This is a genomic window from Streptomyces sp. NPDC024555, from assembly GCF_055559335.1.
Map to the genome: position 1 here is coordinate 216,908 of NZ_JBVHKV010000003.1, position 13,356 is coordinate 230,263.

The following is a 13,356-nucleotide window of genomic DNA, read 5'->3' on the forward strand; positions in this document are numbered from 1 at the left end:
GGGACAATAGGCACATGATCGATGCACGGCGGCTGCGCGTCCTGCGCGCCGTGGCGGACCACGGCACGGTGACCGCCGCTGCCGCCGCCCTGTACCTGACCCCCTCCGCCGTCTCCCAGCAGCTCGCCGCGCTGGAGCAGGAGACCGGCCACCACCTCGTCGAGCGCGGTTCGCGCGGTGCTCGGCTGACCCCCGCGGGCGAGATCCTCCTCACCCACACCAACGAGGTGCTGGCCCAGCTGGAGCGGGCCGAGGCCGAACTCGCCGCCTACGGATCGGGCGAGGCCGGCACCGTCACCGTCGCCGCCTTCGCCACCGGCATCGGCCTGGTCCTCGCCCCCGCGATCGCCGCGCTGGGCCGGACCGCGCCCGGGATCAGGGTCCGCGTCCAGGACGCCGAGGGCGATGCCAGCGTCCCCATGGTGCTCGGCCGGCAGGCCGATGTGGCCGTCGCCGTCGAGTACCGGGGCGCACCGGGCGAGGACGACCGCCGGCTCACCCGCGTACCGCTGTACTCGGAACCGTTCGACGCCGTGCTCCCCGTCGGGCACCCGCTGGCCGGTCAGGACGAGGTGGCCGTCGCCGACCTCGCCAAGGACGGCTGGATCGGCCCCTACCCCGGCAACCCCTGCCACGACGTGGTCGTCCTGGCCTGCGAGTACGCCGGTTTCGCACCCAACCTCGAACACTCGTCGGACGACTTCCACGCGGTGGTCGCCCTCGCCGGCGCCGGAGCGGGCGTGGCCCTCGTCCCCCGCTCCGCCCTCAGCGGCACCACCCCGCCCGGCGCCGTGGTCCGCCCGGTCCGCGGCACCGCCCCGACCCGCCGCGTCTTCGCCGCCGTCCGCCGCGGCACGGAGAGCCATCCGCTCATCGCCCCGGTCCTGGACGCCCTGGTGGGGGCGGCGGCCGACGACCTGCTGGGTGGGGGGCCGGAGCGGGGCGGGGGCGACTGACATGCCCGGGCTGCCCGGCTCGGCCCCCCGCCCCGCTACCTCCGTCCCTTCGTGGCGCCGCTCCGCCCCGGCAGCAGCGTGCCCGCCGTCGCGGCCGCCGCGACGGTGAGCGCCAGGAGGACGTAGCGCTCGGGCGGCAGATAGGGCAGTCCGCCCGTCACGGGCAGGGCGAACGCGAGGAGGGGGACGGCGGCGACGGCGGTGCCGATGAGCAGGCCGGCCACGGTGACCAGGACCGTTTCGACGAGGCGCATCCGCCAGACCTGGGCGCGGCCCGCGCCGACCAGGCGCAGCAGGCGGAATTCGGGGCGCCGGCCGGCGGTGATGAGGGCGAGGGTGCTGACCACCGCGAGGAGGGCGAAGCCGCCGATCACGCCGACGCCGATGATGTCCAGCGCCTCGTCGTCGTCCGCCGACGGGGAGATCCGGACGTCGTCCGGGGCCGCCGGGCGGACCGAGAGACCCGCGTAGGGGGCCAGGGCGCGCCGTACGGCCGCCGCCGTGTCCGCGCCGCCCGTCGAGCGGACGAGGATCCGCTGGTCGTGCGGGGCGGTGACATGGCCGGTGAGGGCCTGGCGGGGCAGCAGGAACTCGCCGACGCCCAGCGACCGTTCGTAGACCGCGACGACGGTGGGCCGGATCTGTGCGCCGTCGCCGAGGCGCAGCCGCACCCGGTCGCCGACGCCGGCCCCGAGGCTGTCGGCGCGGTCCTCGCCGAGGGCGATCGTGTTCCGGCCGGTGAGCCGGGAGAGGTCGCCGTCGGTCACCCGGGGGTCGAGCGTCGCGGTGAGCCGGTCCGGGGTGACGCCGAGGACGGGGAAGGAGTCCAGCGCCGGATCGCCGGCCTCCCGGTGGGCGAGGACGACGGTCGAGCGCAGGACACCCGTCGCCGCCGTGACCCCCGGCGCCCCGCGCACGGCGTCGGCCGCGCCCCCGGGGATGCCGGTGGCGGGGCCCGTCACCACGAGGTCGGCCCGCAGCGCGTCCGCCGCCTGCCGGGCGGAGGCCCGCTCCAGGGTGCTGCCCGCCGCGAGTTGCACGCAGACGAACGCGACGACCAGCACGATCGGGGTGAGCGCCGCACCGAGCCTGCGGTGATGCGCGGCGGCGGACCGGGCCGCCAGGAAGCCGGCGACCCCGCCCGTGCGCCGGGCCGGGGCGCCCAGGACCCGCATCGCGATCCGGGCGATCCACGGACCGAGCAGCGCCACCGCGATGATCAGCGAGGTGGCCGCGCCCGAGGCGGCGATCGCCGCCGCCTGCCCGCCCTGGAAGGCCGCCGCGCCCGCCGAGCCGAGGCCCGCGAACCCGGCCAGCACCCCGGCGCCGGTCCGCAGCCGGCCCGGCCGGTCCGGTTCCGGGGCCCGTGCCGCGCCGAGCGCCGCCGCCGGGCGCATCCGGGTGATCGGACGGGCGGCAAGCAGCGCCACCGGCCGGGCCGCCAGTGCGACGACCAGCGCACCGGCCGTGCCCGCCGCGCACGGCAGCCACCAGGGGACCGGCAGCGGCAGCGGGTCCGTGGCCAGCAGGGACCGCATCAGCAGCCCCAGCGGCACCGCGGCGACCGCGCCCAGCACCGCGGCGACGGCCGTCACCCGGCCCGCCTCGCGGCCGATCGCCGACCGGAGCTGCCGGGGCGTCGCCCCGACCGCCCGCAGCAGCGCCAGTTCGCCGGAACGCTGGTGGACGGCCTGTGCCAGCGTCGTGGCGATCACGAGCAGGGCGACCATGACGACCGTCCCGGAGATCGCCGCCAGCATCTGGATCAGCTCGTCGCGTCCGCCGACCACCCCCAGGTGCTCGGCCGCCCCGCGCTCCGCCCCCGTCAGCACCCGCGGCCCGCGCTCACCGCCCTGGCGCCCCGCCACGGCCCGCTCCAGCGAGTCGCGCAGGCCCGCGCCGGAGACCCCGTCCGCGGCGACGACACCGATGGCGTCCACCGTGCGGGGGTGCCCGGCGAGCGCGGTCAGCCGGGACCCGGTGAAGAACACCGCCGGTCCGCCGCCGTGCGCACCGGACGCGATCCCGGTGACGGTGTACCGCCGGGGCGTCCCGTCCGTCTGGAGCAGGATCTGCCGTCCAGGTCCGCCGGACCCCGCGAGGGAGCGGTCCACGACGACCTCGGAGCCGGTCCGCGGTGCCCGTCCCTCGGTCAGGGTGTACGGGGTGAGCACCGCGGACTCCCAGGAGCGGCCCTCCGCCGCCACGCCCCGGCCCGCCGTCACCGGCACCGTGTCGTCCGCCACCGCCCGTGCCACGCCGTCGGCGGCGGCCACCCGGGCCAGGACCGAACGGTCCAGCCGCACCCGCTCCGGCAGATCCGCGCGCACGGTCTCCGGCTCGCTGCCCCAGGGCTTCGCGGTGTACGTGACGCGCTGGTCGGCCACCACGACCGCGTCCGCGCCGGTGTAGCGCTCCACCGGGGGCCGCGCCAGCAGCAGCGCCCCGATCACCAGGGCGAACGCGCCGAGCAGCGCCGAGGCGGCGACCGCCGACGCGAACACCGCCGCCCAGGCCCTCCGGTGGTGCGTCAGGGAACGGCGGGCCAGGAAGGCCGAGGCCCGCCGCACCCCGTGCCGCACGGCTCCGCGCCGCACCGGGGGGCCGGGGCGGCGCACGTCGTGGTTCCGGTCCGTCCGTGTCGCGGTGCGGCTCATCGCAGCCGGCCCCCGTCCATCGTCAGCACGGTGTCCGCCCAGCTCGCCGCCACCGGATCATGGGTGACCATCACGACCGTACGGCCGTCCAGCCGCACCGCGTCCCGCAGCAGACCGAGCACCAGCGCCGCCGCCTCCGGGTCCAGGGACGCGGTCGGCTCGTCGGCGAAGACGACATCGGGCTCGGTCACCAGCGCACGGGCCACCGCGACCCGCTGCTGCTGGCCGCCGGAGAGCGTGCCCGGCGCGTCGCCCGCCCGCCCGGACAGCCCCACCCGGTCCAGCAGCAGCCGTCCCCGGTCCCGCACCCCTCCGTCCTGCGGATCGGCCCCGGCCAGGACCAGCGGCAGCACCACGTTCTCCACGATGGACAGCGAGGGCACCAGATTGAGCGCGTGGGACTGGAAGACGAAACCGATCCGGTCCCGCCGCAGCCGGGTGAGGGCGGCCTCGGAGAGCGAGCCGAGATCGGTGCCCGCGATCCGTACCGTCCCCGAGGTCGGCCGGTCCAGGCCCGCCGCGCACTGGAGCAGCGTGCTCTTGCCGGAGCCCGAGGGCCCGACCACGGCGGTGAAACTGCCCACCGGCACCGCGCAGCTCACCGCGTCCAGCGCGACCGTCTCCCGGCCGCTGCCCCGCCGTCCGTGCCGCCGGGTCACCGCCGCCAGCTCCAGCGCCGCCGCGCGCACCGTCGTGGTTGTCTCCACCGTGAACCCCTCGTTCCTTCCCCGTACCTTCTGACCTGCATAAACGGTAGAAGTCGGGGCCCGGTGCGGGCGAGGGTGCGCGCTCCCGGGCGGGGGTACAGCGGGCTACACCCCCGGCCCGGGGGCCGTCCCTCCTCCGGGGACGGGCCCGCCCCCGTACCGTGGTGCGACATGAGCACCGCCCCCGCCCCGCTGACGACCGCGATCCGCAGATCCTGGCGGGCCTCGCACTATCTGCTCATCGGCATCCCGGTCGCGCTCTGCGCCTACGTCGCCACGTTCCTGGTGGTGGCGGTGCTGCTCTTCGCCGCCGTGCTCATCGGGCTGCCCGCGCTGCCGGAGGCGGCGAAGGTGCTGCACCGCTGCGCGGAGTTCGAACGGCGCAGGGCCGCGGCGTACCTGGGCGTGCCCTGCCGCCCGATCGCCCCCGTCCCGTACGACGGCGGCGAACTCGGCGAGCGGGTGCGGCGGGTGCTCACCGATCCCGTCGTGCGCCGCGAGGCGCTGTGGCTGCCGTTCCAGGCGCTCGCGGGCAATCTCCTGGGCTACGCCACGATGGTGCTGTGGCCGGTGGGGCTGCTGGTCGACGGGGCCGTGCTGCCGGTGATGCACCTGCTGGACCGCCGGGCCGCCGACGAGTACGGCACCGAGCCGCCCGAGCGGCCCGGTCTCGTGCTGCGCTGGCACCCCGTCCTCGCCCGGCTCGCGGCCGACTGGACCCGGGCGCTGCTCACCCCGCCGCAGTCCGCCGCGCTCGCCGAACGCGTCGCGGAACTGACGGAGAGCCGGGCCGGAGCGGTCGAGGCGCACGGTGCCGAACTCCGTCGCATCGAACGGGATCTGCACGACGGCGCGCAGGCCCGGATCGTCGCCCTGTCGATGCGCATCGGTCTGGCCAAACAGCTTCTGGACCGTGATCCGGCCGCCGCCCGGCAGCGCCTCGACGAGGCCCAGGACGGGGTCGACGCCGCACTCGCGGAGCTGCGGCACGTGGTGCGCGGCATCCATCCGCCGGTCCTCACCGACCGGGGACTCGCGGGCGCGGTACGGGCGCTGGCGGCCGACTGCGCCGTCCCGGTCGCCGTGGACCTCGACGGGATCGACGAGACGAACCGGCTGCCCGCCGCCGTCGAGGCCGCCGCCTACTTCGTGGTGGCCGAGGCCCTCACCAACATCGGCAAGCACAGCGGCGCGACGGCCGCGACCGTGCGGATCGGCCGGGGCACCGACACGCTGTCCGTCACCATCGGCGACGATGGACGCGGCGGCGCGGAGGAACGCGGCGGCAGCGGACTGGTCGGGATCAGACGGCGCATCGCCGCCCTGGACGGCACCACCCGCATCAGCAGCCCCCTCGGGGGGCCGACGGACATCGAGGTGGAACTGCCGTGCGGATCGTGATCGCCGAGGACAACGCCCTGCTGCGGGAGGGGCTGATCCTGCTCCTCACCAGCTCCGGCCACGAGGTCGTGGCCGACGCGGTGGCCGGCCCCGAGGTCCTGCCGGCCCTGCTCGAACACCGCCCGGACGCCGCCGTCCTCGACGTGCGCCTGCCCCCGACCTTCCGCGACGAGGGACTGCGTGCCGCCGTCGCCGCCCGCGAACAGCTGCCCGGACTGCCGATCCTGGTCCTCTCCCAGTACGTCGAGGAGACGTACGCGGCCGAACTCCTCGCCCGGGGCGCGCAGGGCATCGGCTATCTCCTCAAGGACCGGGTGGGCCGGGTCGACGAGTTCCTGGAGGCCCTGGACCGCGTGGTGGCGGGCGGCACCGCGCTCGACCCCGAGGTGGTCGGCCAGCTCCTCAGCCGCAAGGCGTCCGCGCAGCCCCTCATGAGCCTCACCCCGCGCGAGCGCGAGGTCCTGGAACTGATGGCCCAGGGCAAGGCGAACGGCACCATCGCCGCCGAACTCGTCGTCACCGAACGGGCGGTGAGCAAGCACATCGGCTCCATCTTCGCCAAGCTCGGCCTGGAGGCCGACGACGGCTCCGTCCACCGCCGGGTCCTCGCCGTCCTCGCCTATCTGGAGGGCCGGGCGTCCCACTGACGGCCGCCGCCGGACGGTGCTACTCCGCGCGCACCACCGGGACGCCCGGCGCGAAGGTGCCCACCGCCGCGGTGAGCGCGTCCCGGTCCAGCCGCCAGCCGTTCACCGCCCGCGAGGCCAGCACCACGTCCTCGGGCACGTGCGGGACGAGGGCGCGCAGCGTGGCGCGCGCCAGGGTGCCCCGACCCGGTCCGGGCGGCGGGGCGGCCCCCGGCCGGCAGGCGACCCCGATCCACTCCATGCCGCTCCCCGGGACGGTCTGCCGCCAGAGCACCACCGCCGCGACGTCCTCCCACGGCACGCGCGCCGTCGTCGCCCGGTAGCGGACCGGCGACCCGCCCAGCAGCACCCCGTCCGCGTCCACCCGGAACGCGGCCCTGCGGCTCAGCGCGCCGTACGCCATCAGCAGCCCGCCCCCGCCGAACAGGACGATCCCCGCCCACCGCATCGGCGCCGACACGTCGAGCACGATCAGCAGCACCGTGAAGACGACGGCCACCGCGACCACCCCCACCGTCCTGGGGTTCCAGCCGTACCTCGCTTCGTACACCCCGTGCGTTCCGTTCGCGTTCATGGGCGGAGCATGACAAGCGGAGACGGTCCTGTGAAGGGCGTACGCACCCGGCGCACCCGCCCCGCGCGCGACACTGTCCGGCATGGACCTCACCGACCCCGCCACCCGGGCCCGGCTCATCGAACGCGCCCGCCGGCTCGCAGGTGCCGGTGGGCGGCGGGTACTGGGCATCGCCGGACCGCCCGGCGCCGGGAAGTCGACGCTCGCGGCCCGCATCACCGAAGCGCTCGGACCGCTCGCGGTGCTCGTCCCGATGGACGGCTTCCACCTCGCCGGGGCCGAACTGGACCGCCTCGGCCGCGCGGACCGCAAGGGCGCCCCCGACACCTTCGACGCGGCCGGCTACACCGCGCTGCTCCGCCGGCTGCGCACCCCCGAACCGGGCACCGTCGTCTACGCCCCCGCCTTCGACCGCGCCCTGGAGGAGCCGGTCGCCGGATCCGTCCCCGTACCCCCGGAGGTCCCGCTGGTCGTCACCGAGGGGAACTACCTGCTGTACGGGGAGGGGCCCTGGGCGCCGGTGCGGGACCTGCTCGACGAGGCCTGGTTCCTGGAGGCCGACGACGAGCTGCGGGTGCGCGGACTGGTCGAGCGGCATGTGCGGTACGGCCGGTCCCCGCTGGCCGCCGAGCGGTGGGTGGCCCGCTCCGACGAGGCGAACGCCCGGCTGGTCGCCCCGGGACGCGCCCGCGCCGACCTCGTCGTACACCGGGGCCGTGTCCGGAAGGTGCCGCCCGGCCCGTGAGGCCGCGCACGCCCGCGGTCCGGCTCGCGGAGCGGGGCGCGGACGGGCAGGATACGGAGAGCCGTTCCGTGCCGCCAGGAGGTTCCGCATGCCCCGATCCGAAGCGCCCGCGCCGTTCACCGCAGACGACTACCGGGCCCGGATGGAGCGGGCCGCCGAGAGCGCCGCGGCCGCCGGACTGGCCGGCGTCCTCGTCGCCCCCGGCCCGGACCTCGTCCATCTGACCGGATACCGGCCCACCGCCATCACCGAACGCCTCACCGTGCTCGTCCTCGCCGCCGGGCAGGACCCCGTGCTCGTCGTGCCCACCCTGGAGGCCCCGGACGCGGAGCGCGCCGCCGGCGCCCCCGCGCTGACCCTCCGCGACTGGACCGACGGCAAGGACCCCTACGCCGTGACCGCCCCGCTGCTCGACGCCCGGGGCCGCTTCGGGATCAGCGACAACGCCTGGGCGATGCATCTGCTGGGCCTCCAGCGGCAGTTGCCCGACACCACCTACACCTCGCTCACCGACGCGCTGCCCATGCTGCGCGCCGTGAAGGACGCCCACGAACTGGAGCGGATCGCCGCGGCCGGCGCCGCCGCCGACGCCGCGTACGAGGAGATCCTCACGGTCCGCTTCGCCGGCCGCAAGGAGACCGAGGTCGCCGCCGACCTCGCCCGGCTGCTCACCGCGCACGGGCACTCCCAGGTCGACTTCACGGTCGTCGGCTCCGGACCCAACGGCGCCAATCCGCACCACGAGGCGGGGGAGCGCACCATCGAACGCGGCGACATGGTCGTCCTCGACTTCGGCGGACTCAAGCACGGCTACGGCTCCGACACCTCCCGCACCGTCCACGTCGGCGAACCCACCCCGGAGGAGCAGCGGGTCCACGACATCGTGCGCGAGGCCCAGGAGGCCGGCTGCGCGGCGGTGCGGCCCGGAGTCGCCTGCCAGGAGGTCGACCGCGCGGCCCGCGCCGTCATCACCGAGTTCGGCTACGGGGAGCGCTTCATCCACCGCACCGGCCACGGCATCGGCGTCACCACCCATGAACCGCCGTACATGATCGAGGGCGAGGAGCAGCCGCTGGTGCCCGGCATGTGCTTCTCCGTGGAGCCCGGCATCTATCTGCCGGGCCGCTTCGGCGTCCGCATCGAGGACATCGTCACCGTCACCGAGGACGGCGGGCGCCGCCTCAACGCGACCGCCCGGGAAATGGCGATCGTCGAGTAGCGCCCGCCCCGTCCCCGTACGGCGTCAGACGTCGGACAGCACCACGCAGGACTCCGCCGGCAGCCGCAGCGTCCCGTCCGCCCCGGGCGGGTCGACGGGCAGCCAGGCGGCCACCACCCGGCCCCCGCCGCCCAGCGGGATCGTGGCGGGCTTCTCGCCGAGGTTCACCGCGATCCGCAGCTCGCCCCGGCGCAGCACCAGCCAGCGGGCGTCGTCGTCGTACGCCGTGCGCACCGCGCCCAGGTCCGGATCGCCGAGGTCCGGCAGGGCCCGGCGCAGTGCGATCAGCTCGCGGTACCAGGCGTGCAGCCGGGCGTGCGGTTCGCGCCCCGGCTCCTCCCAGTCCAGACAGGAGCGGTCGCGGGTGGCGGGGTCCTGCGGATCGGGGATCTCCTCCGCCGTCCAGCCGTGCGCCGCGAACTCCCGCCGCCGGCCGGTGCGCACGGCCTCGGCCAGCTCCGGATCGGTGTGGTCGGTGAAGAACTGCCAGGGCGTCCGGGCACCCCACTCCTCGCCCATGAACAGCATCGGGGTGAACGGGCCGGTCAGCACCAGCGCGGCGGCGCAGGCCAGCAGACCGGGGGAGAGCGTCGCGGACAACCGGTCGCCGAGGGCCCGGTTGCCGATCTGGTCATGGGTCTGGGCGTAGCCGACGAAGCGGTGGGCGGGGACACGGGTCACGTCGACCGGACGGCCGTGCCGGCGGCCCCGGAAGCCGGAGTACGTGCCGTCGTGGAAGAAGGCGTGCGTCACCGTCTTGGCGAGCCCGGCCAGCGGCGCCCGCGCGAAGTCCGCGTAGTAGCCCTGCGACTCGCCCGTCAGCGCGGTGTGCAGACCGTGGTGGAAGTCGTCGTTCCACTGCGCGTGCAGCCCGAGACCGCCCTCCTCACGCGGCGCCGTCGTCCTCGGATCGCAGAGATCGGACTCGGCGATCAGGGCGAGCGGCCGGCCCAGCTCCGCGGCGAGCGCGTCCGTGGCGGCGGACAGCTCCTCCAGGAAGGTCAGCGCCCGGGTGTCGGCCAGCGCGTGCACGGCGTCCAGCCGCAGTCCGTCCAGCCGGTAGTCGCGCAGCCAGGCCAGCGCGCTGCCCCGCAGGAACGCCCGCACCTCGTCCGAGCCCGCCGCGTCCAGATTGACCGCGGCGCCCCACGGGGTGTGGTGCGTCTCGGTGAAGTACGGGCCGAACGCGGGCAGGTGGTTGCCCGACGGGCCGAGGTGGTTGTGGACCACGTCCAGCACCACGGCGAGCCCCAGCCCGTGCGCCGTGTCGACAAAGCGCTTCAGCCCCTCCGGGCCGCCGTACGGTTCGTGCACGGCCCACAGCGACACCCCCTCGTACCCCCAGCCGTGGACCCCGGGGAACGGGCAGACCGGCATCAGCGACACATGCGTGACACCCAGTTCGGCCAGATGCCCCAGCCGGGCCGCCGCCGCGTCGAAGGTGCCCTCCGGGGTGTACGTGCCGATGTGCAGCTCGTACAGCACGGCGCCCGGCAGTCCGCGCCCCGCCCAGTCGGACCGCCAGCCGAACGCCTCGTGGTCCACGACCGCGCTCTCGCCGTCCGGGCCGTCCGGCTGGCGGCGCGAGCGCGGATCGGGGCGCACCGGGCCGCCGTCCAGCCGGAAGCCGTACCGGTCGCCGTCGGCGGCCTCCGCCTCCGCGGTCCACCAGCCCGCGCGCTCCGGATCGGGCCGCATCGTCCGCGCCTCACCGGCCAGCCGCAGAACGGCCGACTCCGCCTCCGGGGCCCAAACCTCGAACAGCATGCGGTGCTCCCTCGTCTCCGTGTGCCGGCCCGCCGAAGCCCCGCTCTCTTCTCCAGGACGCTGGATCGGGGACGTTACCGGCCGTTAGGGTCTGGTTCTGATCACTGCCCGGTCAGGTTGCCCTACTCACCTCGTACGGCTGTGGAGGCCGCGATGACTGTCCCGCCGTTCCCGCCCGGCTTCCTCTGGGGAGCCTCCGCCTCCGCCTTCCAGACGGAGGGCGCCGTCGACGCCGACGGCAAGGGCCCCTCCGGCTGGGACGCCTTCGCCGCCCAGCCCGGACGCATCAAGGACGGCACCGACACCACCCGCGGCACCGGCTTCCACCGGCACTACCGCGAGGACGTCGCCCTGCTCGCCGGGCTCGGTGCCGACGCCTTCCGCTTCTCGGTGAGCTGGCCGCGCGTGGTGCCCGGCGGCAGCGGGCCGGTCAACCCCCAGGGCCTCGACTTCTACGACCGTCTCGTCGACGAACTCTGCGCCCACGGCATCACCCCGGCCCCCACCCTCTACCACTGGGACACCCCGCTCCCGCTGGACGAGGCCGGCGGCTGGCTGGACCGGGACACCGCCTACCGCTTCGCCGAGTACGCCGGCATCGTCGCCGAACGGCTCGCCGACCGGGTCCCCATGTGGATCACCCTCAACGAGCCCGCCGAGGTGACCCTGCTCGGCTACGCGCTCGGCGAGCACGCCCCCGGCCGCACCCTCCTCTTCGACGCGCTCCCCGCCGCCCACCACCAGCTCCTCGCCCACGGACTGGCGGTCCGCGCCCTGCGCGCGGCGGGCGCCGACAACATCGGCATAGCCGTCTCGCACTCGCCGGTCTGGACGGCCGGCGACACCGACGAGGACCGCTTCGCCGCCGAGCTGTACGACACCCTCACCAACCGGCTGTTCGCCGACCCGCTCCTCACCGGGCGCTACCCGGACGAGAACTTCGCCGCGCTGATGCCGGGACCCGTCCAGGACGACCTGCGCACCATCTCCGCCCGGCTCGACTGGTACGGCGTCAACTACTACAACCCGACGCTGGTCGGCGCCCCCCGGCCGGACGCCCTCGACACCTTCGCCGGATTCGGCATGCCCGCCGAACTGCCCTTCGGCATCCGGGAGATCGAGGGCTACGAGAAGACGGACTTCGGCTGGCCCGTCGTCCCCGACGGACTGCGCGAGACCCTCGTCCAGCTGAAGGACCGCTACGGCGACCGGCTCCCGCCGCTCTACATCACGGAGAACGGCTGCGCCGTCGACGAACCCGCCAACGACGCCCGCCGCATCGCCTTCCTCGACGGCCACCTCGGGGCGCTGCGCGAGGCCATCGACGCGGGCGTCGACGTCCGCGGCTACTTCACCTGGTCGCTCACCGACAACATCGAGTGGACCGAGGGCGTCAGCAAGCGCTTCGGCCTGGTCCACATCGACTACGAGACGCTGCGCCGCACCCCGAAGGACTCCTACGCCTGGTACCGCGACGTCATCAAGGCACAGCGCTCGTCGGGCAGATGAGCCTCCGTCAGTCGTCCCAGACCATGTCGAAGGCCCGCTCGAAGTTCACGTAGCCCAGCCGGGCGAAGGACTTCGCCATCGGTACGTTGCCGAGGTCGGTGGCCGCCCGGACGCGCTCCACCCCGTCCTGGGCGGCGAGCACCCGGGTGCCCTCGGCGAGCAGCTCGTCGATGTAGCCGTGACCGCGTTGTTCCGGCAGCACGCCGATGTACGCGATGATCGGGTTGTAGCTGTTGCGCGCCGGGATCACGAAGCCGACGGGGGAGCCGTCCGGGAGTTCCGCGATCCGCCACCACGCGCGCGGGGTGGTGTAGCCGGCCAGCTCCTCGTCGTAGTGCTTCTCCGCCGCCTCGCGGGGCGTCAGGCCCGAGGCCAGGTCCTGTTGCCCGTGGGCGTCCAGGGTGCCTTCCAGGACCGGGGTCATCAGGGCGAGCAGATCCTCCCGGCCGGTCACCTCGCGGAACCGCAGCCGGCCGGAGCCGGCCGGCACCGGCGTCCCCGCCCGCCACTCCAGCCGCAGCCGCTCCACCAGCATCCGGGCCCCGGTGCGCTCCATGACCCGGATCCGGGCCTCCACGACATCACGGGCCGCCGGGTCCTCCCGCCAGTCCGGCGGCACGAAGCGTCCGTACTCCGGCCGCGGGGCGCCGGCCGGCACGACGGCGGCGGTCGCCGTCTCCACCAGCCGCAGCCCGGCCTCGCCCCGCTCCGGCTCCGGCAGCGTGTCGTCCAGGTCGAAGAAGTCGAGCAGCAGCGGCGCGGCACCGTCCCTGCTCCACCAGGCGATCCTCGCCACCACCCGGTCACCGCGCAGCGCCACCCACATCCACTCGGGCCGGCGGCGGCCCGTCGCGAGATCGTCCGCGAGTTCGTGGTCGAGGACATAGGGCAACGAGCAGAACAGGCCGAGCTCCTCGGGCCCGGTGAGCGGACGGACGGTCAGATCGAGTGGTGCGTCGGGCACGTATCCCCCAGGGACGGAAAGGCGCGTCACGGCAGGTCGCCGAGCGCACGGCGGCCGACCTCAGGGTCGGCCGGCGCGTGGAGGGCGGCGTCGCGGGGCCGGGCACGTGCATCTGCGGCGTTGTCGTCAATCACCATGGCTCCGCCATGACTCAATCCTCCGCCTTGCAGCTGCGCGCACCCGGCCCCGCTCCTTCCTCCGCCCTCCACG

Annotated in this window: 11 protein-coding genes; 6 read left to right on the forward strand and 5 right to left on the reverse strand. The window is 75.4% G+C overall.

Annotation, left to right across the window (positions count from 1 at the left end):
* Positions 1–14 precede the first annotated feature (14 nt).
* Positions 15–956, forward strand: a complete 942-nt coding sequence (locus ACZ4FH_RS06345; RefSeq protein ID WP_467302708.1) for a LysR family transcriptional regulator — start codon at positions 15–17, stop codon at positions 954–956.
* 35 nt (positions 957–991) lie between these two features.
* Here the strand turns inward: ACZ4FH_RS06345 and ACZ4FH_RS06350 are convergent, their stop codons facing one another.
* Together ACZ4FH_RS06350 and ACZ4FH_RS06355 are read right to left on the reverse strand one after the other, a co-directional pair.
* Positions 992–3,613: an FtsX-like permease family protein gene (locus tag ACZ4FH_RS06350; RefSeq protein ID WP_467302709.1), complete on the reverse strand. Its 2,622-nt coding sequence runs from the start codon at positions 3,611–3,613 to the stop codon at positions 992–994.
* On the reverse strand, positions 3,610–4,320 hold the full coding sequence (locus tag ACZ4FH_RS06355; RefSeq protein WP_467302710.1) for an ABC transporter ATP-binding protein: 711 nt from the start codon (positions 4,318–4,320) through the stop codon (positions 3,610–3,612). The genes ACZ4FH_RS06350 and ACZ4FH_RS06355 overlap by 4 nt, the downstream gene beginning before the upstream one ends.
* A 171-nt stretch (positions 4,321–4,491) precedes the next feature.
* Here ACZ4FH_RS06355 and ACZ4FH_RS06360 point away from each other — a divergent pair, with 171 nt between their 5' ends.
* Positions 4,492–5,721: a sensor histidine kinase gene (locus ACZ4FH_RS06360; protein WP_467302711.1), complete on the forward strand. Its 1,230-nt coding sequence runs from the start codon at positions 4,492–4,494 to the stop codon at positions 5,719–5,721.
* The gene (locus tag ACZ4FH_RS06365; protein WP_467302713.1) at positions 5,709–6,368 is read left to right on the forward strand and encodes a LuxR C-terminal-related transcriptional regulator; all 660 of its coding nucleotides are present in this window, start codon (positions 5,709–5,711) and stop codon (positions 6,366–6,368) included. The genes ACZ4FH_RS06360 and ACZ4FH_RS06365 overlap by 13 nt, the downstream gene beginning before the upstream one ends.
* A gap of 19 nt (positions 6,369–6,387) precedes the next feature.
* Here ACZ4FH_RS06365 and ACZ4FH_RS06370 read toward each other — a convergent pair whose 3' ends face one another.
* Positions 6,388–6,942: a hypothetical protein gene (locus tag ACZ4FH_RS06370; protein ID WP_467302715.1), complete on the reverse strand. Its 555-nt coding sequence runs from the start codon at positions 6,940–6,942 to the stop codon at positions 6,388–6,390.
* Between the two features lie 82 nt (positions 6,943–7,024).
* Here ACZ4FH_RS06370 and ACZ4FH_RS06375 point away from each other — a divergent pair, with 82 nt between their 5' ends.
* Both ACZ4FH_RS06375 and ACZ4FH_RS06380 read left to right on the forward strand, forming a co-directional pair.
* On the forward strand, positions 7,025–7,687 hold the full coding sequence (locus ACZ4FH_RS06375; protein WP_467302716.1) for a nucleoside/nucleotide kinase family protein: 663 nt from the start codon (positions 7,025–7,027) through the stop codon (positions 7,685–7,687).
* An 88-nt stretch (positions 7,688–7,775) separates the two neighbouring features.
* On the forward strand, positions 7,776–8,906 hold the full coding sequence (locus ACZ4FH_RS06380) for a M24 family metallopeptidase (protein ID WP_467302718.1): 1,131 nt from the start codon (positions 7,776–7,778) through the stop codon (positions 8,904–8,906).
* Positions 8,907–8,930: 24 nt separating this feature from the next.
* Here ACZ4FH_RS06380 and treZ read toward each other — a convergent pair whose 3' ends face one another.
* Positions 8,931–10,673 carry a malto-oligosyltrehalose trehalohydrolase gene (treZ, locus tag ACZ4FH_RS06385; RefSeq protein ID WP_467302719.1) on the reverse strand — a complete coding sequence of 581 codons (1,743 nt, stop codon included), beginning with the start codon at positions 10,671–10,673 and terminating at the stop codon, positions 8,931–8,933.
* Between the two features lie 153 nt (positions 10,674–10,826).
* Here treZ and ACZ4FH_RS06390 point away from each other — a divergent pair, with 153 nt between their 5' ends.
* The gene (locus ACZ4FH_RS06390; protein WP_467302721.1) at positions 10,827–12,182 is read left to right on the forward strand and encodes a GH1 family beta-glucosidase; all 1,356 of its coding nucleotides are present in this window, start codon (positions 10,827–10,829) and stop codon (positions 12,180–12,182) included.
* Positions 12,183–12,189: 7 nt separating this feature from the next.
* Here the strand turns inward: ACZ4FH_RS06390 and ACZ4FH_RS06395 are convergent, their stop codons facing one another.
* Entirely contained in the window at positions 12,190–13,146 is a 957-nt protein-coding gene (locus ACZ4FH_RS06395) for a GNAT family N-acetyltransferase (protein WP_467302723.1), read from the reverse strand.
* Positions 13,147–13,356: the final 210 nt, after the last annotated feature.